Origin of the sequence: Nonomuraea longicatena, from assembly GCF_039525605.1 — a bacterium.
Taxonomy (GTDB): Bacteria; Actinomycetota; Actinomycetes; order Streptosporangiales; family Streptosporangiaceae; genus Nonomuraea; species Nonomuraea longicatena.
Genome location: NZ_BAAAHQ010000010.1, coordinates 114,076 through 135,096 on the forward strand (window position 1 = coordinate 114,076; position 21,021 = coordinate 135,096).

Genomic DNA, 21,021 nt, shown 5'->3' on the forward strand with positions numbered 1-21,021 from the left:
TCGTCCCCGGCGGTCGTGAGGGCGGCGAGTGGCGCTCGGAGAGGCCGGGCGGTGGCGGCGGTGGGCGGCGCGAGGGGGCGGCCGGGCCGTGACGGAGAAAGGTCTTGCCGTTACGGAGAAAAGGTCGTCTCCTGCGGAAAGGCACTCCTTCCTTCCGGAAGGGAGGAAGGAGTGGGGCCGGGGCGGTAACCTCGTCAGGTTGGCGAAGAAGTCAGAGAGGATGCTCCCATGGGCGGGCTGGTCGTCGCGATGGACGGACCGTCGGGCTCGGGCAAGTCGAGCGTGTCGCGGGGCGTCGCCCGCGCGCTGGGCCTGCGCTACCTCGACACCGGAGCCATGTACCGCGCGATGACCTGGTGGATGCTCCAGCAGGGCCTCGACCTCGCCGACCCCGCCGCCCTCGCGGCCCGCTGCGGCGAGCCCGCGATCACTTCCGGCACCGACCCCGACGCCCCCACGATCCACGTCGACGGCTCCGACGTGGCGGGGCCGATCAGGAGCACGGAGGTCACCGCCGCCGTGTCGGCGGTCGCCGCGGTTCCCGAGGTGCGCGCCCGCCTGGTGGCGATGCAGCGTGAGATCATCGGCGCCGGTGACATCGTGGTCGAGGGCCGCGACATCGGCACTGTCGTCGCGCCGGACGCCACCGCCAAGATCTACCTCACGGCGAGCGCCGAGGCCCGCGCCCAGCGCCGGTCCGCCGAGCTCGCCGGCACCACCGTGGAGGCCCAGCAGGCCGCCATGGCCAGGCGTGACACCCTGGACTCGACACGTAAGACAGACCCGCTCTCGATGGCGGATGGCGCCGTCGAGCTCGACACCACGTCCTTGACCCTCGACGAGGTCATCGACGCGGTGCTGGGCGTGGTCAAGGAGCGCGGCCTCTGACCGGAGGCCGCGGTACTCACGCGAAGGAAGAACACAACGTGAACACGGGGGACTGGGTCGAGGCCGACCTCGACGACCTGGAGATCACCGAGCACGAGGCCGACACCGGCCCGGTGCCGGTCGTGGCGATCGTCGGCCGGCCCAATGTGGGCAAGTCCACGCTCGTCAACCGCATCATCGGCCGCCGGGAGGCGGTCGTCGAAGACGTTCCCGGCGTCACCCGCGACCGGGTCACCTACGACGCCAACTGGCGCGGCCGGCGCTTCACCGTGGTCGACACGGGCGGCTGGGATCCCGACGCCACCGGCATGAACCTCAGGATCGCCGAGCAGGCCCAGGTCGCGGTCGAACTCGCGGACGTGATCGTGTTCGTGGTGGACGCCACGGTCGGCGCGACCGACGCCGACGAGATCGTCGGCGGGGTGCTGCGCCAGTCGGGCAAGCCGGTCATTCTGGCGGCCAACAAGGTCGACAACCAGCAAATGGAGCTGGAGGCATCCGCGCTGTGGGCGCTGGGCCTCGGCGAGCCGTTCCCGGTGTCGGCCCTGCACGGCCGCTCCAGCGGCGACCTGCTCGACGTCGTGCTCGACGCGCTGCCGGAGACGCCCGAGCTGAAGTTCGGCGAGCAGGGCGGCCCGCACCGGGTGGCGCTGCTCGGCAAGCCGAACGTCGGCAAGTCCTCGCTGCTCAACAAGCTGGCGGGCGAAGAACGGGTGCTGGTGGACCCGGTGGCGGGCACCACCCGCGACCCGGTGGACGAACTGATCGAGCTGGGCGGGCGGCCGTGGCGCTTCGTGGACACCGCCGGTATCCGCCGCCGTGACCGCGAACTGCAGGGCGCCGACTTCTACGCCGCCATGCGCACGCGCTCCGCGCTGGAGAAGGCCGAGGTGGCGATCGTGCTCATCGACGCCTCCGAGACGCTGACCGAGCAGGATCTGCGCATCATCAGCCTGGTCATCGAGTCGGGCCGGGCCATGGTGGTCGCCTTCAACAAGTGGGACCTCGTCGACGAGGACCGCCGCTACTACCTGGAGCGCGAGATCGACCGGCAGCTCGTGCGCACCCCGTGGGCGCTGCGGGTCAACATCTCGGCCAAGACCGGCAGGCACGTCGAGCGGCTGGTGCCCGCACTGGAGAAGGCGCTCGACTCCTGGTCCACCCGGGTGCCGACCTCCCGGCTCAACGCCTTCCTCACCGAACTGGTGCAGGCGACGCCGCCGCCCGTGCGCAGCGGCAAGCAGCCGAAGATCCTGTTCGCGACGCAGGCGTCCACCGAGCCGCCGAAGTTCGTGCTGTTCACCTCCGGCTGGCTGGAGGAGACCTACCGGCGCTTCATCGAACGGCGGCTGCGTGAGGAGTTCGGCTTCGCGGGCTCGCCGATCGAGGTCACGATGAAGATCCGCGAGAAGCGCAAGCCGGGCGCGGGCAAGAAGTAGTCCGGCATCGGCGGCGGGGCCCGGCGCTCCGGCCCTGCCGCTGATAGCATCTGCGCCAACACGTCGACGGAGACGAGTAGCCCGGTCCACACGGGTCCAGAGAGCCGCCGGTAGCTGAGAAGGCGGCCCCGAGCACCCGGGCGAAGACACTCCTGAGTGCGGGGAGGAAATGCCCCGCCGGTCTGACCTCCGTGATCGGGTCCCAGAGGCCACGGCCGTGGCGAAGGTGCGGTGGCACCGGGAGTTCCCTTCTCCCCCGCACCCCCAAGGGGTCATTCACGTCCGTGAGGAGCAGTGATGATCTCCCGTATTCTGTCCGCCGAGCTTGCCGAGCACGCCGGACAACGAGTCGAGATCGCCGGTTGGGTGCACCGCCGCCGGCAACTGAAATCCGTTTCGTTCCTGGTCGTCCGCGACCGCACCGGCCTCACGCAGGTCGTCGCACCCCCCTCCACCGACCTGCCCGGCGAGGAGAGCGTCGTACGCGTCGCCGGGCTCGCCACCGCCAACCCCCAGGCGCCCGGCGGGGTCGAGCTCACCGGCCCCCGCATCACCGTGCTGGCCGAACCCGAGCAGGCGCCGCCGTTCGAGCTGTTCCGGCCCGAGGTGAACGCGGGCCTGCCCGCCGTCCTCGACCACGCGCCGGTGGCGCTGCGCCATCCGGGCCTGCGGTTGCCGTTCGAGATCTCCGCCGCCGGTGTCGCGGGGTTCCGGGCGACGCTCGACCGGCTCGGCTTCACCGAGATCCACACACCCAAGATCGTGGGCTCGGCCACCGAGTCCGGTGCGGACGTCTTCGGCGTCGACTACTTCGGCCGCCGCGCCTACCTGGCCCAGTCGCCCCAGTTCCACAAGCAGATGATGGTCGGTGTCTTCGAGCGCGTCTACGAGGTCGGCCCGGTCTTCCGCGCCGAACCCCACGACACCGCCCGCCATCTGGCCCAGTACACGAGCCTGGACGCCGAACTCGGCTTCGTCGGCGACCACCGCGACGTCATGGCCGTCCTGCGCGAGGTCCTCGCCGGGATGGTCGCCGAGGTGCGCGAACGGGTGCCCAGGGCCGCCCGGCTGCTGCCCGGGGTACCCGCCGAGATCCCCGCCGTGCACTTCGCCGACGTCAGCGACGAACCCGACCTGTCGCCCGCCCGCGAACGCGAACTGTCGGCGTGGGCGTTGCGGGAGCACGGGTCGGACTTCCTGTTCGTCACCGGCTACCCGATGGCCAAACGGCCCTTCTACACCCACCCGGACCCGGCCAGGCCCGGCTACTCCAACGGCTTCGACCTGCTGTTTCGCGGGCTCGAACTCGTGACCGGCGGCCAGCGGCTGCACCGGCACGCCGACTACCTCGCCGCGCTGGCCGCGCGGGGTGAGGAGGCCGGGCCGTACGAGGGGTATCTGCGGGCCTTCGCCCACGGGATGCCGCCGCACGGCGGCTTCGCCATCGGCCTCGAACGCTGGACGGCCCGGCTGACCGGCGCGGCCAACATCAGGTCCGCCACACTGTTCCCGCGCGACCTGCACCGGCTGTCGCCCTAGGCGCTTCGGTGAGGTCGTCCGGGTCAACGGCGGTCTGTACACGACCTGAGCCGCCGCCTAACGCCGCAGATCGGCGTATACGACGATCTGCCAGGCCAGCACCCCCACGGCGGCCAGTTCCAGCACGGAGACCAGCACCAGCGCGACGTTGACCGGGCCGTGGATCCAGAAGCCGAGGATCGCGGCGGCGGAGGTCCCGCAGAAGGTCAGCAGATCGACGCCGAGTTGCAGCCACTTGCGTGAGCGGCGCCGCCGGTCGTCGCGGTGGGCGGACTCCCACCCGAACAGGTCGTCGGCGCCCGTCACCGAGGCGAGGCGCGGGCCGAGCACCTCGCGGACGTACCTGCCGATGGCCGAGATCTTCTCGTCGTTGACCAGGTACGTCCAGCCGAGGACGAGCGCCGCCACCGGCAGCAGGAGCAGCACCTGGGCGCGTGAGCCGGTGACCGCGCCGGTGACGGTGAGGGCCATCGAGCCGAGCGTCGCGTACAGCAGGTTGTCGCGGAAGCCGATCCGGGCCTTCTGCTCGTCCTTGACGCGCTCGTACTCGTTGAGTAACACCTCTCCTCGGGAGATGTCGGAGTCCGCCATGAGGCACCTCGCTCGGGCTAGCGCCTGGGCATGAAGAGCGCGACCACTCCGCCGATCACGCACAGGACTGCGGTGACAAGGAACATCTCGGTGTATTCCACATGTAGCGCCGCTTTCACCTTCGCGGTGTACTCCGCGAGCTGCCGCGCGTACGTCGCGGCGTCCACGCCGACCGGCAGCGGCGTGTCCAGATCTGCCGTCAGCGACCGGAACCGGTAGAAACCCCACGAGGACACGCCCGCGATGCCGATCAGCATGCCCATCATCCGGGCCACCACCACGGCGGCCGACGCCACGCCGTGCTGCGCGGCCGTCGTCACCCGTAGCACCGCCGCCGACACCGGGGCGATGACCAGGCCGAGACCGAGGCCGGAGACGATCAGCGCGAGGTCGATCGGATGCCCGGCCAGCTCCAGCGGCCAGCGGCTCATCAGGACGTACCCGGCGGCGGCGACCAGCAGCCCGGCCGCCGACACCGCCCGGTCGCCGACCCGGCGCGACAGCAGCCCGCCCAGCACCGCGCCGACCGGCAGCGCGATCAGGAACCGGCCCAGCACCAGCGCGGCGGGCAGCGCCTCAAGCCCGAGCAGCGTCTGCGCGGTGAACTGCACGAACACCATCGTCACCAGCAGCGCCGCCCCGGTCAGGAAGCTGACGCCGAGCGTCGCCAGCAGCGCGCCCTTCGGCGTACCCGACAGATCGAGCAGCCGCACGGGGGAGCGGATCTCCCACCACACGAACCCCGCGCCCACCGCCAGCCCCGCCGCGATGAGCGGCAGCCCCCACGGCGGCAGCACCGAGTGCTCGGGGTCGGGGTTGTAGAAGCCCACCACCAGCAGCGCCAGCGCCAGCGCGAGCAGCCCGCCGCCGACGCCGTCGATCCGGACCGCGCCGCGCTCGGCCCGCCCGGGGATCGTCAGGTGGACGGCGAGGGCCGCGAGCGCCGCGAGCGGCACGTTCACCCAGAAGATCGCGTGCCAGCCGCCGAAGTCGACGCCCGCCAGCCGCAGCGCGGGCACCAGCGCCAGCACGCCGCCGTAGAGCGGGCCGAGGGCGCTGCCGAGCTCCTGCGCCGCGCCGACCGCGCCCAGCGCGACCGGCCGCTCGCGCTCCGACCACAGGTCGCCGATGAGCGCCATCGTGATCGGCAGCAGCGCGCCGCCCGCGATGCCCTGCAGAGTACGGCCCGCGACGATCGCGGGCAGCGAGAAGGCCAGCGCCGTCAGCACCGAGCCCAGCGCGAACGCCGCCAGGCAGGCGTGGATGAGCGGGCGCCTGCCGTACCGGTCGGACAACTGGCCGAGCAACGGCATCGCCGCGACATACCCGAGCAGGAAGCCCGTCACCACGGGCGTCGCCCGCTCCAGGTGGTTGAGCGGGACGTCCACGTCCTTCGCGATGTCGATCAGGACGGTCACCACCACGTAGGCGTCGAGCGCCGCCAGCAGCACCACCGCGCCGCCGACACCGAGCGCCACCCGGCGCGCGGCCCTCATCCGGCGGGCGGCGTGATCGTGACCGGGGCGTCGTACTCGTCGACCGCGACGATCACCGAACCGTCCTGCAGCCCCAGGCTCACCTTCGACAGGCGCTGGGAGTTCCGGTCGATCCACAACCGGCCGTTGACGCCCTGCGTGACACCCGGGACGAGCCTGCCGATCACCTCGCCGGACAGGGAGGCGGACACGGTGTAGTCCTCGCCCTCGGTGCCCTCGACCTTGGGATCGGTGGCCGTCGTGAGCAGCTTGGCGATGCCGTCGGCGGGCGAAAGGATCAGCGACGGGTCGTAGATCTGCGCCAGCTCCTGCTTGGACATCTTCTGGAACCCGCCCGTCGGGCCCTTGAAGTGGACCGTCTCGCCCACGATGGCGAAAGTGATCTCCTGGAGGGTGCCGAGCACCTCGATCGAGATGGTGCCCTCGGCGTCGCCGCGCGAGGTCAGCTTGCCCTCGGCCTTGCGCACCTGGACCTTCGGCTTGCCCTCCGTCGTGATCGAGAACGCCGCCGAGGTGACCTTCCGCATCGCCTCCGCGGACTGCTTCATCAGGTCGGGACCGCTGGGCAGGGCCGCTCCCGAACCACCTCCTGACGAGCAGGCGGACAGCGCCGCGACAGCCAGGACGATCAGCAGCTTTCGGACCATGCCCGGATCGTAGCGAGCCGCCGGAAGCCCCGTGCGGGCTCGCCGATATCGGTTGGGTGTCAGCGCAGCTTCTTCAGCCGCTCGATGATCGGTGCGTAGAGGCGGTCGAGCTCGGCGAGTTCCTCGTCGGTGAGCCGGTCGATGAAGTGCTCGCGCACGCTCGCCACGTGGCCCGGCGCCACCTCCTGGGTGGTCTGCCAGCCCAGGTCGGTGAGGACGGCGTAGGTGCCGCGCCGGTCGACACGGCACTCCTCACGCGTCACCAAGCCCTTGGCCTCCATCCGGGAGATCTGGTGGGACAGGCGGCTGCGTGACTGGATCGTGGCGTCGGCGAGGTCGCTCATGCGCATCCGCCTGTCCTCGCTCTCGGACAGGTTGACCAGTATCTCGTAGTCGTTGAGCGAGAGGCCGGAATCGGACAGCTCGCGGTCGAGCCGGTGCATGAGCAGCTTGTGCAGTGCGAGGTGAGCGCGCCACGCGCGCTGTTCTGTGGCGGTGAGCCACCGAGGGGCGCCCATGATCCCAATCTACATGTGGTGGCGACCGAAATCCCGCGTCGTGCACGCAGGCTGATCATTCGTGACGGAAGGTCCCCGGGAGGGTCGCGGCGGCCGGGCTCGGCTGCGCGGAGAACGCGGGTACGGCCGGCGGCGAACTCGCCTGCGGCCGGTTGGAGCGCACCCTCCGCTTCCCGGGAGTCGTCCAGGTCTTCCTCGACCCGCCCCCGAGCAGGCGCTGACTAGACGTCGAAGTGCATCACGATGGCGGCGCCCACCACGTGCATGACCACGACCGCCACGAGCAGGGACACGAAGACGAACTTGGCCGGGCCGTGCTCGAAGGTCTTGCCCTCCGCGAGCGGCTTGCGCTTGGCCATACGATCGGCGATTCGCTCCTCGATGGGTTTCTTGTAGAACATGCTCCCAGGTTATACGGCCATCCGCTCGGCCCTCACGTCGGTAACCGCCACGACGATCACTCCGTCAGGCTCCGCCCATTCCAGCACGTGGCCGCCGGGCTCGTGCCGCTCGCGCATCCGGTCCAGGGTCAGCTCGCCGCGCTTGATCATCGCCTCCTTCAGCGCCCACAGCCGGATGAGCGCTGTGTTGTCCGTCACATCGGGGCCCGCCCCGACGTGTTCGGCGAGCATCCGGTCCAGCGGACCCTCCTTGATCCGCTCGGCGTCCACGCCCACTCGTCCGGGACCGGCCGCGGCGGCGACGTAGCCCCGCGTGTGCGACAGGCTCACGCCCAGTCCCGGGACCTCCAGGATGGACGGCTTGCCGTGGCCGGGGCCGTGCGTCGGGCAGTGCTGGACCAGGGTCAGCCCGCCGGGGTCGGCACCCAGGTAGGCCGCGGCGGCCAGCCGTACCAGCAGGTGGGCGGCGACGAACGAGGCCCGGTCCTGCTCCCGCAGGAAGCGCGCGGCCCGCTCGCGCTCCACCTCCGTCAGCCAGGCATCGGGAGCCCGGACCGACTCGGGCGCCACTCCCATCACGACGGCCGTCTCGCGCCCCCCACCGGGTGCCGGTTCTCCTGCGCCGCCCCGAGCACGGTGACCTCCCGGACCTTCCATGTGTCCTTCTCCTTCACCAAGGCGATCTTCAGGTGCGAGTCTTTCACGCTCGTGATCGTCTCGGCGGTGGTCACCTGCTGGTCGACCACCACCACCGCCCGCGCCTCGGCCCTCTCGACGGCGGCCACGTACACGTCGCGGACGCCGGCCTGGGAGCGGGCCTTCAGTTTCGCGATCACCTGCTCCATCCTCCCGCCGAACGCCTCGTCGTAGGCGCCGACGAAGTCGGCGGTGGCCAGGGCGGTGATCCTGGTGCGCCCGGCCGGCAGGTTCTCGTAGTCGTAGCTGAGCAGCGCCTGGCCGAAGGCGTGCGCCGCCGCCGACACCTCCAGCCGGGCGGTCCGCTCGCTCTCCAGCCCGGCCAGCGCGTCCTCGGCCCGGCCGGCCGCCAGCCACTGCGACACCGCCGCCGCCCCGGCCAGCGCCACCGCCGCCGCGGCGATGAGCGTTCCGGCGCTCCGCCACCCTCTCCCGGCCTTCCCCGGCATTGCAGCGAGCGCTGAAGCGGGTGTTGAACCAGGCGCTGAATCGGGTGCTGATTCAGGTGCCGTGTGCGGGGCTGTAAGGGCCGTTGGGACGGGTGCTGTGGCGGGCTCTGTGCGGTCGGGGTCCCGGCTGGCGGTCATGGCGGCGTCCCTTCACCTCGGCGGCCCTGCCCACGATGCCACCGAGGGCGGTGAGCGCGAGGAGAATCAGCACGATCGGCGGCCCGGGTGAGCCGGCGGCGTTCCCTGCCTCCCCGGAAGGCGGGGAGGCCGTCACACCCCTACGAGCAGGGAGCGGCGTCCGGCCAGCGGCAGCGCTGTCGGCGGGAAGGAGGCGAGCGACCAGAGGTCGGACAGGGGGATGTTGCCCAGCAGGTACTCGCCGACGAGCGGTGCGAGCAGGAACAGCGCCAGCGCGGGAGGCGGACGTCTTATCGGGTTCTCCTCGGGTTGGGAACGGCGGCGCGCACGGTGAAACCGCCCTCGTCGTCGGGACCGGCCTCGAAGACGCCGCCGAGCAGCCGAACCCGGCGCTCCAGGCCGGTCAGCCCCATGCCCGACCCGGCCCCCGTGAGGTCCGGGTCGGGCGCGCGGTCCGGGACCCCGTTGCGCACCTCGATCTCGGCTCGCCCGCCCGGATAGCGGACGGTGACCCCGACCGGGGCGCCGGGCGCGTGCTTGCGCGCATTGGTCAGCGACTCCTGGACCACCCGGTACACCGTGCGGGCCACGACCGGCGGCACGCTCGCGGGGTCGCCGACCAGTTGCAGCCGGGCGCCGCCGGAGGCGGCCAGTTCGGCGAGGTCGCCGCCGGTGTCGTGGTCCTCGCGCTCGGCGGGCGCGCTCGGGGCGCCGTTGGTGACCAGCCGCATCAGGTCGCGCAGCTCGTCGAGCGTGCGCGTGCCGGCCTGCCTGATCTGGTCGGCGGCCTCCTTGACGTCGTCGTCGCGGGCGGTGACCCGCAGCGCGTCGGCGTGCAGGACGATCTCGGTGACGTGGTGGGTGACCAGGTCGTGCATCTCGGCCGCCAGCCGCTGCCGCTCTGCGGTCTCCGCCTGCTCGGCCAGCAGCCTGCGTTCGGAGTCGGCGAGGTCGGCCCGCTTGCGCAGCGACCGCACCAGCTCCACCCGAGCCTTGATGTACAGAGCGAGCAGGACCGGCAGCGCCGTGGCCGTGAGCGCGAGGTAGAAGCGCGGCCAGGTGGGGTCCCACACCGGGATCGCCAGCAGCACCAGCAGCCCGGCCGTGGCCAGCGCCTGCCACCGGGGCAGCACGTAGACCAGGCACGAGACCACGAGCGGCGTCGCCAGCGGGGCGACGGCCGGTTCCGACTCCAGGCCGGGCAGCGGCACGATCGTGCCGGGCGCGAGCGTGTCACCGGCCGCCGAGATCGCCACCGCCGCCACCGTCAGCGCCGCCACCGTGCGCGGGAACCGGAGGGTGACCGGCAGCGAGGCGGCGACCACCAGGTTGAGCACGAGGGCGGCGGCCGGGCCGAGCGCGCCGGCCGTGCGCTGTCCGGCGGCGAACGTCGCCACCTGCACGGCCGCGCACAGGATCGCGGTGGCGACGGTGAGGGCCAGGTAGGTGCGCCGATCGTGCGGCGACAGCTCCGGTCTGGGGAAACTGGGCACAGCACAGCACAGTAGGAGCAGGTGGGAGGTGCGGGGGAGAGCCGGAGGTTGCGGCGTGGCGACCGAACGTTGCGCGTTCAGTCGCCGGTGAGGCCCGCCCGGTGGGCCAGGAGCGCGGCCTGCGTGCGGTGCGTCAGGTCGAGCTTGACCAGCAGCCGCGACACGTAGCTCTTGACGGTCGTCTCCGACAGGAACAGCCGCTGCGCGATCTCGGGGTTGGTCAGCCCCTCGCCGAGGCAGGCGAGCACCTCGCGTTCGCGTTCGCCCAGTTCGGCGATGCGCGCCTGGGCGGCCTCGCGCCGCTCGTCGCCGCGCGAGGACTGGGTGAGCAGCCGCCTCGCGGCGACCGGCGACAGCACCACGTGTCCGTCGGCGGCCACCTTGACCAGGTTGAGGAGGTCTTCGGCCGGGGTGGTCTTGACGAGGAAGCCGCCCGCGCCCGCGTCGAGCGCGGCCAGCACGTGGCTGTCGGAGTCGAACGTGGTCAGCACGATCACCACGGGCGGATCGGCCAGCCCGGCGATCTCGCGGGTGGCGCTCACGCCGTCGACCCCCGGCATCCGCAGGTCCATGAGCACGACCTCGGGCCGCCCGCGCAGCACCTCCTCGACGGCCTCCGCCCCGTCGCGGGCCTCGCCCACCACGTCGATCTCGCCGCTGGAACCGAGGATGGTCCGCAGGTGCCTGCGGACCATCGGGTCGTCGTCGACGAGCAGGACTCTGATCACGCTTCGGAGTCTCCCACAGCCGGATCGGTCACCCGTGCCCGGCGTCGAGGTGCGCCGGGGCCGACGTCAGGCGCAGGACCCGGTCGCCCGTGAAACGCTCCCACCGGTGGGCGCCCTTGCAGGGTGAGCCTCATGCGCGTCCTTCCTGCAGAGCGCTGTCAGGAATCCTGACGATACGGGGCGGAGGGGATGCGGCGGCACCGCCGGAGGTTGCGACCTTCCGGCCGGTTGTTGCCAACCCGCCCGAGAGGGGTGCGGCCCTCCCGGGCGGGAGCAGGCTCAGGACAGCAGGGTGGCCATCCAGCCTTCGAGCTCGTCGGGGTGGCGGGGCAGGGCGGCCGACATCATCCGGGCGCCCTCGGCGGTGATGACCAGGTCGTCCTCGATGCGTACGCCGATGCCGCGGAACTCCTCCGGCAGCGTCAGGTCGTCGGCCTGGAGGTAGAGCCCCGGCTCGACCGTGAGCACGTTGCCTTCCGTGAGGGTGCCCTCCAGGTAGGCCTCGGCGCGGGCCCGCGCGCAGTCGTGGACGTCGAGCCCCAGCATGTGGCCGCTGCTGCACAGCGTGTAGCGCCGGTAGAGGCCCTTGTCCATCAGCTCGTCCGTCGAGCCCTTGAGCAGCCCCCACTCGCGCAGCCCCTCGGTGATCACCCGCATGGCCGTGAAGTGGAACTCGCGGAAACCCGCACCCGGCCGCAGCGAGGCGATGGCCGCGCTCTGCGCCTCGTAGACCAGCGAGTAGACCTCGCGCTGCACCGGCGAGAACCGGCCGGAGGGCGGCAACGTCCTGGTGATGTCGGCGGTGTAGAGCGTGTCCGCCTCGACCCCGGCGTCCATCAGCAGCAGTTCGCCGCCGTTCAGGCGCCCGTCGTTGCGGATCCAGTGCAGCACACAGGCGTGGGCGCCGGAGGCGACGATGCTCTCGTAACCGACCGCGTTGCCCTCCAGACGGGCGCGCAGCCCGAAGACGCCCTCCAGATAGCGTTCACCGCGCGCCTGCCGCAGCGCCTCCGGCAGCGCCCTGACCACGTCCTCGAAGCCCCTGACGGTGGCGTCGACCGTGGACTGCAGCTCGCCGACCTCCCACTCGTCCTTGACCAGCCGCATCTCGGACAGATGGGCGGCCAGTTCGGCGTCGCCGTCGCCGAGGGGGACCAGCACGTCCACGGCGGGGTCCACGCCGCGCAGCACCCGGGCCGGCCCCGCCGGCTTGAAGGTGTCGATGTGGGCGCACTCCACCTGGTAGAGCTGGGCGGCCTCGGTCAGGTCGGGGCGGCGGCCCACCCAGAACTCGCCGTAGCGGCGGTCGCGGTAGAACTCCTCCGAACCGCCCTCACGGTCGGAGCGCGGGCGCAGGTAGAGGACGGCGCCGCCGTCCGGCTCGATCACCAGGACGTCGTCGGGCTCGCTCGCGCCGGTGAGGTAGGCGTAGGCGCTGTGCGGGCGGAAGCGGTAGTCGCAGCTGTTGCTGCGCACCTTCAGCCCGCCCGACGGGACGATGAGACGCTCACCGGGGAAGCGGGCGGCGAGCGCGGCACGGCGCTTGGCCGCCCATGGGGCGACGGGCAGCGCGTCGAGGTCGGTGCGCCGGGTGTCGGCCCAGCCGGTGCGCATGAACGCGGCCAGTTCGGGGGTGATGGGCAGGTCGTGGCTGCCGGTGTTCAGCTGCTCGTTCATCGCATCCCTGATTTAATGATATTTCACATTGTAGGCGGTTGCCCGTTTGGCAGGCCAGCCTACTTGCCGCCAGGGCGGGCCCAGAGTAGGTATGGAGGGACTTCCCCCGGGGCAGAGGGGGGATGACGCCCTATCCAGAGCCGAGGTGATGCAGATGCTCATCGGGACCATCCTCCGTGACAAAGGCAGCGACGTGACGACCGTGGCGCCCGGTGCCACGGTCCGCGAACTGCTGGCCCAACTCGCCGATCGCAACATCGGAGCGGTGGTCGTCTCCGACGACGGCGTCACCATCGCCGGCATCGTCTCCGAGCGCGACGTCGTGCGCCGCCTGCACGACCAGGGCGCCCAGATCCTCGACGCCGAGGTCTCCTCGATCATGACCAGGGACGTGCGCACGGTCGGCCCCGGCGCCAACGTCGAAGAGCTGCGCCGGACGATGACCGACCACCGCTTCCGTCACATGCCGGTCGTCGAGGACGGCCGGCTGGTCGGCATCGTCAGCATCGGCGACGTGGTCAAGAGCGCGATCGAGGAGCTGGAGACGGAGAAGGCGTCACTGGTCGACTACCTGCACCGGTGAGCTCGGCCCTGCTGTCGGCCCAGCGCTCCAGCAGGGCCTGGTCGTGGCTGACCGCGAGCACCCCGGCCCCCGTCCGGTCGCGGTAGGCGTTCACCACGGCCACCAGATGCGCCTGCGTCGAGGCGTCCAGCATCGTGGTCATCTCATCGCAGATCAGGTACCCGGGCTCCAGCGTGAGCGCCCTGGCCAGGCACGCCCGCTGCAACTGGCCGTCCGAGACTTCGTGCGGGCGGCGCCGCATGAGGTCGCCGGTCAGCCCCACCTCGGCGGCCAGCTCCTCCACCAGCCGCCCCGGCTCCCGGCCGGCGGCGGCCAGCGGCTCGGCGATGATCTCCCGCAGCCGCAGCTTCGGATCGACGGCCAGCCGGGGCTGCTGGTAGAGCAGCGCCACCCGGGTCCGCATCGCGCGCGGCGCCCGCTGCCGCCAGCCGGGCACCGGGGCGCCGTCCAGGCTCAGCGAGCCGCCCGCCGGACGCAGCATCATCGCCATGACCCGGGCCAGCGTGGACTTGCCGCAGCCGCTCGGCCCGCCGAGGCCCACCACGGTGGCGGGCGGCAGGTCGAAGGAGACCCGGTCGAGCACGGTGCGGCGGCCGTACCTCACCGTGATGTCGTGTGCGCGCAGCATGTCAGGCCCTCCAGCAGGCGACGCCGTCCACCAGCGGCGGTACGGCACGGCAGGCGTCGGCGACCCGCCCGCAGCGCGGCGCGAACGCGCAACCCTCCGGCAGGTTCGTCAGCTCGGGCGGCAACCCGGGGACGGGGACGAAGGCGCGGTCGGGCTGGGCGTCCACCAGCCCGGCAGCGTACGGATGACGGGGCCGCCCCAGCACCTCGGCCGCCGGGCCGAGTTCGACCAGGCGGCTGGCGTACATGACGGCGATGTCGTCGGCGACCCGCTCGGCCGCGCGCAGGTCGTGGGTGATGAGCAGCACCGCCCGGCCCTCGTCGCACAGCTCGCGCAGCACGTCCATGGCCCGTTCGACGAGCGGGCGGTCCAGCCCGGTCGTGGGCTCGTCGGCGATGAGCAGGCCGGGGTCGCCCGCCAGCGCGATGGCGTTGGCCACGCGCTGGGCCATGCCGCCGGACAACTGGTGCGGGTAGCGGTCCAGGTCGCCGGAAGCCAGCCCGAACCGCTCGGCGAGCTCGTCCGGGCCGCTGCGGGAGCCGAGCTCGCGCAGCGCCTCCGCGAGCTGCGCCCGCGCGGTGCGCACCGGGGTCAGGTGGGTGGCGGGGCTCTGCGGGATCAACCCCACCGCCCGGCCGCGCACCCGGCGGGCCAGCTCCTTCTGCGAGGCCGCGAGCAGGTCGAGGGAGCCCTCCCCGACGGTCAGGACGGCGGAGCCGGACACGCTCGCGTTACCGGGCAGCAGGCCCAGCAGGGCGTGGGCGAGCACCGACTTGCCGCAGCCGGACTCGCCGACCAGCGCGAGGCAGCGGCCGGGCCGTACCTGGAAGGAGGCGTCCGTCACCGCGCGCACGACCGCGCCCGGGACGTCGAAGGCGACCGACAGGCCCTTCACGTCGAGCATCACAGCGACAGCTCCGATCGGGTGCGCGGGTTGAGCCGGTCGCGCCAGTGCTGGGTGAGCACCGACACCGACAGCGTCGGCACCAGGATGAACAGGCCGGGAGCCAGGCTGGACCACCAGTCCCCGGCCAGCAGCGACCGCTGCCCGTCGTTGATCATGTTGCCGAGCGAGGCCAGGTGTGGTGGCAGGCCGAGGCCGAGGAAACTGAGCGCCGTCTCGTGCCAGATCGCGTGCGGCACCATGAGCACGGTCGCCAGCAGCAGGTGCGGCGCCAGATGCGGCAGCAGATGCCGCCGCACGATCCGGGCGCGGCTCGCCCCGCCGGAGATCGCCGCCTCCACGAAGGGCCGCTCGCGCAGCGACAGCACCTCCGAGCGCACGATGCGCGCCGCCGTCGTCCAGTGCGTGACGCCGACGGAGACGACCACCGCCCACGGGCTCGGCGCGAACATCGCCACGATGAAGATGCCGAGCAGCAGGTGCGGCAGTGAGGAGAAACCGTCGACCACCCGCATGAGCAGCCGGTCGGCCACGCCGCCGAGCGCACCGGCGGCCAGCCCGACCAGGCCGCCGATCAGCATGCCCGCCAGCGCCGCCACCAGGCCGACCACGAACGAGACGCGCAGGCCGTACAGGCAGCGCAGCAGTACGTCGCGGCCCATCTCGTCGGTGCCCAGCGGATGCGCGAGCGAGGGGCCCTGACCGGCGGCGGCCAGGTCCACGAGCTGCTGGTCGAGCTGGACGACCAGGGGCACCACCACGACCGCCAGCGCGAGCAGGCCGAGCAGGGCCGCCGCAAGCCGCACCCCCTTCGGCATGCCCCTCACGAGGCCACCACCCGGGGGTCGGCCAGCCGGTAGGCGGCGTCGGCCAGCAGGTTGCCGCCGAGGACGGCGATCGTGCCGAGCAGCGTCAGCACCGCCAGCAGCGGGAAGTCCACGGCGAGCGCGGCCTGCACGGAGGCCGAGGCCACGCCCGGCCAGGAGAAGACGGTCTCCACGAGGATCGCTCCGGTCACCAGTTCGGGGATGCGGGCGCCCAGGAGCGTCAGGAACGGCAGCAGCGCCGAGCGCAGCGCGTGCCTGACCAGCACCGTGCGCTCCCGCAGGCCGCGCGCCCGCGCGCCCACGACGAAGTCCTCGCGCAGCGTGCCGATCACCGACTCGCGCACGTACAGCACCAGCCACGACGACTGCGACACCGCCAGCACGCACACCGGCAGCACCATGTGCCTGGCGACGTCGAGCGGGTCGAGCGTGGTCGAGGCCGCGTCGGTGAGGCCGCCCGCGGGCAGCCAGCCGAGCCGTACGGAGAACACGTAGACGACCAGCAGCGCCAGCCAGAACACCGGCGCCGACTCGTTGGCGTAGGCGCCGCCGGTGATCAGCCGGTCCAGCGCCGAGCCCTGCCGCCAGGCCGCCAGTGTGCCCACGACCAGGCTGCCCGCCAGCATGAGCACGATGGCGCAGCCGGTGGCCAGCAGCGTCCACGGCAGGCGCTCGGCCACGACCTCCAGCACCGGGCGGTGGAAGGAGCGCGACTCGCCGAGCTCGCCGCGCACGAGGTTGCCGAGCCAGGTCGTGTACTGCTCGATGACCGGCCGGTCGAGCGCCCAGTTGGCCCTGATCTGTGCCACGACCTCGGGGGAGGTGGTCATCGCCCGGTCGCCGAGGTACTGCCGTACCGGGTCGAAGGGCGACAGGCTGGCCAGCGTGAACATCGCCACCGTGACGAGCACCAGCAGCGGGACCGCGAAGGCCAGCCGCCACAGGACCAGCCGCAGCATCAGGCGCCCGGCTTCCAGGTGTGGATGTCGCGGAACAGGCCGCCGGTGGCGTGCTCGTGGGCGTCGACGCTCGGCCGGATGCCGGACCAGGAGCCGCGCACGACGTAGACGTGCTGGAGGAAGACGAGGTACGTCCACACCTCGTCGTCGCGGATGAGCTTCTGGAACTCGGCGTAGGCCTGCTTGCGCACGGCCTCGTCGGCCGACTCACGGCCCTTGACGAGCGCCTGGTCCACCTTCGGGTTGCGGTAGTGGCCCGGGTTGAAGAAGCCCTGGCCGGCGCGCGAGGAGTGGAACAGGTCGTAGTTGATGTAGTCGGGGTCGTTCGGGGAGCCGTAGCCCATCATGAGCGCGTCCTTCGCCATGCGCGGCTCGATCGCGTCCCAGTCGAGGCCGGCCAGCTCGACCTGGATCCCGGCCTTCTTGGCGTCGGAGGCGGCGGCCAGCGACAGCTCCTTGCGCAGCGAGTCGCCCGCCGGGTACATGAGCGTGAAGGCCGCCTTCACCCCGTCCTTGGCCCGTACGCCGTCGGCGCCCGGCTTCCACCCGGCCTCGTCGAGCAGCTTGCCCGCGGCGGCGGTGTCGGCGCGGCCGTTGCCCGCGACCTCGGGGTTGTGCCAGGCGGTGTCGGGGGAGATCGGGCCGAAGGCGGGCTTGCCGGCGCCGGCGAGGATCGAGTCGACCATGGCCTGACGGTCGACGGCGAGGCTGAAGGCCCTCCTGATCACCGGGTCGCCGGTCACCTTCGGCTGCGACGGGAACATGATGCCCCGGTAGTCGGCGCTCTCCTGCTTGTGGACGGTGAGGCCCTGCTGGCCCTCGAAGCGCTTGGCGGCCTTGGGCGGCAGCACGGTCGCGTCGAACTCGCCCGCCGCGAGGCGCGTGGAGCGGACGTTGTCGTCGGGGGCGAAGGCCACGACGAGCTTCTTGACGGCCGGGGCGCCGCCCCAGTACTTCTCGTTGGCCGCCAGCGCGATCTTGTCGCCGGGCGTCCACTGGGTGAAGGTGTAGGGCCCGGTGCCGACCGGTTTGGCCGGGTCGATGCCGCCGTCGGGCACGATGCCGAGCGTGGTGCGCTGGACGAGCGGCGCGTAGGCGTACTTGAGGGTGAACTCGACGGTCCTGGCGTCGGGGGCGCTCACCTTCTCGACGGCCGCGTAGTCGCCGGAGATCGGCGAGCTGGTCTTCGGGTCGAGCACGCTCGTGTACGTGTACACGACGTCCTTGCTGGTGAGCGGGCGGCCGTCGTGGAAGGCGACGCCCTCGCGCAGCGTGAAGGTCACCTTCTTGCCGTCGGCCGAGGTCACCGGGGCGGCCTCGGCCAGGGCCGGCCGCAGCGACAGGTCCGGCTGGCGGGCCATGAGCCCGTCGAAGATCATCGATCCGCCGTCGGCCGCGTAGCCGAGCACCGGGCTGAGGTTCTCGAACTCCGAGCTCAGGCCGATGACGAAGGTGTCGTCGCCGCCCTCCGACGCTGCGGGGGCGCCGGGTGCGCTCGGCGCGGAGCAGGCGGTGACCGCGATGACGGACAGAGCGGACAGCGCGGCCAGGTGCCGGGCCAGCCTCATGGGGGACCTCCGGAGGTGTTGCGACTCCGGGTGAGCATAACCCGCTGTTGCGAAGAGATTGCAATAAGGGTGTCGGTGGTGAGACGAAGACGACCATGGGAGTCTTGTCCGATGATGTACGGGCCCCCGCAGCAGCGACCCCCCAGACAGCCGACCAGCCCGCCGATCGTGGTCCTCGCGGCCGGGCTCGCGGGGGTGGCGGGCTTCCTCTTCGGGCTGGTGTCGGGGCTGAGCTTCGAGGAGCCGGCGAGCAGGCCGGGCCCGACGGTCACCGTGACCGCCGAACCGGAGATGACAGCGGACCCGCCGGCGCCGCCGGCGCCGCAGAACCCCGTGCCCCAGGAAACCCTCCCCCAGAATCCCGCCCCGCAGCCGCCGGCGCCGCAGAACCCCGTGCCCAGTGCGCCGCCTGCGACGCCGACGGGGCCGCCCGCGACCGGCGGGCCGCCCGGCACCGGAGTGACGGGCGGGCCCACGGGCGGCCCCGCGGCCACCCCGGGCGGACCCGGGGCGGACCCCACCGGCGTGCGGCCCACCGGCGGGGGGTTCGACGGGGGATTCGACGGCCTCGGCGCGATGCGCAAGCTGGCCGTACCCTCCCAGATGGCGCCGGGCACCTACCGGACGGCAGGCCCCACAGCGGGTCAGGACACGTGCTACTGGGCCCGGATGCGCGGCGAGAGCACCGCCGATCTCATCGCGGGCGACATGCCCCAGGGCCCGGCCACGATCACGATCCAGCCGACCGACAAGCTGTTCGTGACCGCCGGGTGCGCCGAGTGGATCAAGGCGTGAGCGCCTTCTCCAGCAGGGCCAGCTCGGCGGGGTCCAGGTCGCGCAGCGGCGGGCGGCAGAAGCCCGCCGGGCGCCCGTGCACCCGCAGCACCCCCCGGTAGAGCGCGAGGTCGCCCGCGCCCCGCCAGGGCGGGTCGACGACCAGGCGGCGCAGCGGCAGCAGCGCCTCCCACCGCTGCCCGGCCAGGGCCGGCTCACCCGCCCGCACGGCGTTCCACACGCCGGCGGCCTGCGACGGCACCACGTTGAGTAGCCCGCTGATCCACCCGTGCGCCCCACCGGCCAGCGCCTCGACGGGCGTGCGGAAGCCGCCGTAGAAGGCGCGGAAGCCGGGCAGCGCCGCCAGCTCGATCACCTGGTCGAGCGTCGGCAGCGTGCTCTTCACCCCGGCGGCCACGCCCTCGGCGTACAGTTGCGCCAGCTCGGCCGTGCTCACCTCGGCGACGGCCGCGTTCGCCGGGATGTTGTACACCCACACCGGCAGGTCGCTCGCGGCGGCGACCGCGCGGTAGTGGGCCAGCACCTCGGGCGGGGAGGGGCGCTGGAAGTACGGCAGCACCACCAGGGCCGCGCTCGCGCCCGCCCGTTCCGCGTGGCGGGTGAGCGCGATCGTCTCGGCGGTGCCGTACGCGCCGGTTCCGGCGAGCACCGGCACCCGTCCGGCGGCCACGTCGAGGGCCGTCTCCAGCAGCGCCCGGCGCTCGGCGGACGAGAGGGCGACGAACTCGCCGCTGGTGCCGCCCACGACCAGCCCGTGTGCGCCCGCGCCGATGAGGAAGGCCAGGTGCTCGGCGGTCGCGTCCAGGTCGAGGTCGCCGCTCGCGTCGAACATCGTCAGCGCGGCGGGGAAGACGCCGGCCGGGCTCATCGGGTGCCACCCCGGTCGTACTCGGGGCGGAACGGGTGCTTGACGATCTCCTCGATCCGCAGTCGCGGCCCGAGGCCGGGGGCGTCGGAGACGATCCACTCGCCGCCCACGACCTGCGGCGGGTCCTCGGTGTAGCGCTCCCAGAAGACCATCTGCTCGGGCGTCAGCATCGACTCGGAGATGAGCAGGTTCGGCAGCGTCGCGGCCAGTTGCCAGGTCGCCGCGCTGGCCAGCGGCCCGAACGGGTTGTGGAAGGCGACGGAGACCGCGTTCGCCTCGGCCAGCGTGGCGATCCGCTTGGCGGCGGTGATGCCGCCGCAGAAGATCACGTCCGGCTGGGCGATCGACAGCGCGCGCTGCTCCAGGAACGGCGCCGCCGCGTACGGCCCCGCCCACCGCTCGCCGGAGGCGATCGGCGTCGTCGAGCGCCGCGTGACCTCGGCCAGCCACTCGGGCCGCTCCGGCGGTACCGGCTCCTCGACGAAGGTCAGCCGGTACGGCTCCAGCACCTCGCACAGCCGGATCGAGTTGGCCACGTTGAGCCGCCCGTGGCAGTCGAGCATGAGGTGCACGTCCGGCCCGGCGACCTCGCGGGCGGCGGCGAAGTACTCCGACAGCAGCGGCCAGAACCAGTTGGGCAGCAGTTCCGTCTCCGTCTGCCTGGCCGGGACGGCGGCCGGAGTCTCGTGGTGGACGCTGGAGACCTTGGTGTAGAACCCGGGCAGCGTGGTCTTGATCGCGGTGAAGCCCATGGCGAGGCGGTCGGCGATCTCGGCGGCGAACTGCTCGGGCGTCTCGGTGGCCCGCGCGTGGGTGTAGACGGGCACCGAGTCGCGGAACCTGCCGCCGAGCAGCCGGTGCACGGGCACGCCCAGCGCCCGCGCGTTGAGGTCCCACAGGGCGATGTCGAGGGCGGAGATGCCGATGGTCAGCAGGGTCCCGCCGAGGAAGGAGTCGCGGTACATGCGCTCGTGGTGCTGCTCGATCCGGGTGGGGTCCTTGCCGACGAGGTATTCGCCGAGCTCTTCGACGATCGCCGACACGGTCCTGGTACGGCGGCGCATGGCCACCTCGGCCACGCCCTCGACGCCCTCGTCCGTCTCGATCCTGACGTAGATCGCGTTGTAGTACCCGAACTCGGCGATCCACTGCCGGACGGCGGTCACGCGCATGCGCTGGCTCCTTCGTG

The 21,021-nt window shown here is 72.4% G+C and carries 22 protein-coding genes; 5 read left to right on the top strand and 17 right to left on the bottom strand.

What is annotated here, in order from left to right:
• Nucleotides 1-228: 228 nt before the first annotated feature.
• From cmk to aspS, 3 genes are all read left to right on the top strand, one after another.
• Nucleotides 229-888 (top strand): (d)CMP kinase, encoded by a 660-nt coding sequence (gene cmk, locus ABD120_RS12275; RefSeq protein WP_343949926.1) that lies wholly within the window; start codon nucleotides 229-231, stop codon nucleotides 886-888.
• Between the two features lie 38 nt (nucleotides 889-926).
• Nucleotides 927-2,327 (top strand): ribosome biogenesis GTPase Der, encoded by a 1,401-nt coding sequence (der, locus tag ABD120_RS12280; protein ID WP_343949927.1) that lies wholly within the window; start codon nucleotides 927-929, stop codon nucleotides 2,325-2,327.
• Between the two features lie 297 nt (nucleotides 2,328-2,624).
• Complete coding sequence (gene aspS, locus ABD120_RS12285) at nucleotides 2,625-3,866, top strand: aspartate--tRNA(Asn) ligase (RefSeq protein ID WP_343949928.1); 1,242 nt, start codon at nucleotides 2,625-2,627, stop codon at nucleotides 3,864-3,866.
• A gap of 57 nt (nucleotides 3,867-3,923) precedes the next feature.
• Here the strand turns inward: aspS and ABD120_RS12290 are convergent, their stop codons facing one another.
• From ABD120_RS12290 to ABD120_RS12335, 10 genes are all read right to left on the bottom strand, one after another.
• Nucleotides 3,924-4,457 (bottom strand): hypothetical protein, encoded by a 534-nt coding sequence (locus ABD120_RS12290; protein WP_343949929.1) that lies wholly within the window; start codon nucleotides 4,455-4,457, stop codon nucleotides 3,924-3,926.
• Nucleotides 4,458-4,474: 17 nt separating this feature from the next.
• A complete protein-coding gene (locus ABD120_RS12295) occupies nucleotides 4,475-5,953 on the bottom strand; it encodes an MFS transporter (RefSeq protein WP_343949930.1) in 1,479 nt (492 codons plus the stop codon).
• Nucleotides 5,950-6,600, bottom strand: coding sequence for an LppX_LprAFG lipoprotein (locus tag ABD120_RS12300; protein ID WP_343949931.1), 651 nt, complete (start codon nucleotides 6,598-6,600; stop codon nucleotides 5,950-5,952). Before ABD120_RS12300 ends, ABD120_RS12295 begins: the two co-directional genes overlap by 4 nt.
• A 59-nt stretch (nucleotides 6,601-6,659) precedes the next feature.
• On the bottom strand, nucleotides 6,660-7,118 hold the full coding sequence (locus tag ABD120_RS12305; RefSeq protein WP_343949932.1) for a MarR family winged helix-turn-helix transcriptional regulator: 459 nt from the start codon (nucleotides 7,116-7,118) through the stop codon (nucleotides 6,660-6,662).
• Nucleotides 7,119-7,339: 221 nt separating this feature from the next.
• A complete protein-coding gene (locus ABD120_RS12310) occupies nucleotides 7,340-7,519 on the bottom strand; it encodes a hypothetical protein (RefSeq protein WP_343949933.1) in 180 nt (59 codons plus the stop codon).
• Nucleotides 7,520-7,528: 9 nt separating this feature from the next.
• Complete coding sequence (locus ABD120_RS12315; protein ID WP_343949934.1) at nucleotides 7,529-8,095, bottom strand: 4'-phosphopantetheinyl transferase family protein; 567 nt, start codon at nucleotides 8,093-8,095, stop codon at nucleotides 7,529-7,531.
• Complete coding sequence (locus tag ABD120_RS12320; RefSeq protein ID WP_343949935.1) at nucleotides 8,095-8,664, bottom strand: hypothetical protein; 570 nt, start codon at nucleotides 8,662-8,664, stop codon at nucleotides 8,095-8,097. The genes ABD120_RS12315 and ABD120_RS12320 overlap by 1 nt, the downstream gene beginning before the upstream one ends.
• A 428-nt stretch (nucleotides 8,665-9,092) precedes the next feature.
• Complete coding sequence (locus ABD120_RS12325) at nucleotides 9,093-10,295, bottom strand: sensor histidine kinase (protein WP_343949936.1); 1,203 nt, start codon at nucleotides 10,293-10,295, stop codon at nucleotides 9,093-9,095.
• A gap of 77 nt (nucleotides 10,296-10,372) precedes the next feature.
• Complete coding sequence (locus tag ABD120_RS12330) at nucleotides 10,373-11,023, bottom strand: response regulator (protein WP_343949937.1); 651 nt, start codon at nucleotides 11,021-11,023, stop codon at nucleotides 10,373-10,375.
• Nucleotides 11,024-11,302: 279 nt separating this feature from the next.
• Nucleotides 11,303-12,700, bottom strand: coding sequence for an aminopeptidase P family protein (locus ABD120_RS12335; RefSeq protein ID WP_343949938.1), 1,398 nt, complete (start codon nucleotides 12,698-12,700; stop codon nucleotides 11,303-11,305).
• 154 nt (nucleotides 12,701-12,854) lie between these two features.
• Between ABD120_RS12335 and ABD120_RS12340 the strand changes: the two genes are divergently transcribed.
• Nucleotides 12,855-13,283, top strand: a complete 429-nt coding sequence (locus ABD120_RS12340; RefSeq protein WP_343949939.1) for a CBS domain-containing protein — start codon at nucleotides 12,855-12,857, stop codon at nucleotides 13,281-13,283.
• Here the strand turns inward: ABD120_RS12340 and ABD120_RS12345 are convergent.
• Genes ABD120_RS12345 through ABD120_RS12365 form a run of 5 tightly spaced genes read right to left on the bottom strand, consistent with a single transcriptional unit; the run spans nucleotide 13,219 to nucleotide 18,169 of the window.
• Nucleotides 13,219-13,911: an ABC transporter ATP-binding protein gene (locus tag ABD120_RS12345; protein ID WP_343949940.1), complete on the bottom strand. Its 693-nt coding sequence runs from the start codon at nucleotides 13,909-13,911 to the stop codon at nucleotides 13,219-13,221. The genes ABD120_RS12340 and ABD120_RS12345 overlap by 65 nt on opposite strands.
• Nucleotide 13,912: 1 nt before the next feature.
• Nucleotides 13,913-14,815 (bottom strand): ABC transporter ATP-binding protein, encoded by a 903-nt coding sequence (locus ABD120_RS12350; RefSeq protein WP_343950002.1) that lies wholly within the window; start codon nucleotides 14,813-14,815, stop codon nucleotides 13,913-13,915.
• The gene (locus ABD120_RS12355) at nucleotides 14,815-15,633 is read right to left on the bottom strand and encodes an ABC transporter permease (RefSeq protein ID WP_343950003.1); all 819 of its coding nucleotides are present in this window, start codon (nucleotides 15,631-15,633) and stop codon (nucleotides 14,815-14,817) included. The genes ABD120_RS12350 and ABD120_RS12355 overlap by 1 nt, the downstream gene beginning before the upstream one ends.
• A gap of 5 nt (nucleotides 15,634-15,638) precedes the next feature.
• Entirely contained in the window at nucleotides 15,639-16,601 is a 963-nt protein-coding gene (locus ABD120_RS12360) for an ABC transporter permease (RefSeq protein WP_343949941.1), read from the bottom strand.
• Complete coding sequence (locus ABD120_RS12365; protein WP_343949942.1) at nucleotides 16,601-18,169, bottom strand: ABC transporter substrate-binding protein; 1,569 nt, start codon at nucleotides 18,167-18,169, stop codon at nucleotides 16,601-16,603. Before ABD120_RS12365 ends, ABD120_RS12360 begins: the two co-directional genes overlap by 1 nt.
• A gap of 111 nt (nucleotides 18,170-18,280) precedes the next feature.
• Between ABD120_RS12365 and ABD120_RS12370 the strand changes: the two genes are divergently transcribed.
• On the top strand, nucleotides 18,281-18,964 hold the full coding sequence (locus ABD120_RS12370) for an Rv1352/Rv1906c domain-containing protein (protein ID WP_343949943.1): 684 nt from the start codon (nucleotides 18,281-18,283) through the stop codon (nucleotides 18,962-18,964).
• Here ABD120_RS12370 and ABD120_RS12375 read toward each other — a convergent pair.
• Nucleotides 18,954-19,832, bottom strand: a complete 879-nt coding sequence (locus ABD120_RS12375) for a dihydrodipicolinate synthase family protein (protein WP_343949944.1) — start codon at nucleotides 19,830-19,832, stop codon at nucleotides 18,954-18,956. The genes ABD120_RS12370 and ABD120_RS12375 overlap by 11 nt on opposite strands.
• Nucleotides 19,829-21,004, bottom strand: a complete 1,176-nt coding sequence (locus tag ABD120_RS12380) for a mandelate racemase/muconate lactonizing enzyme family protein (RefSeq protein ID WP_343949945.1) — start codon at nucleotides 21,002-21,004, stop codon at nucleotides 19,829-19,831. Before ABD120_RS12380 ends, ABD120_RS12375 begins: the two co-directional genes overlap by 4 nt.
• Nucleotides 21,005-21,021 lie beyond the last annotated feature (17 nt).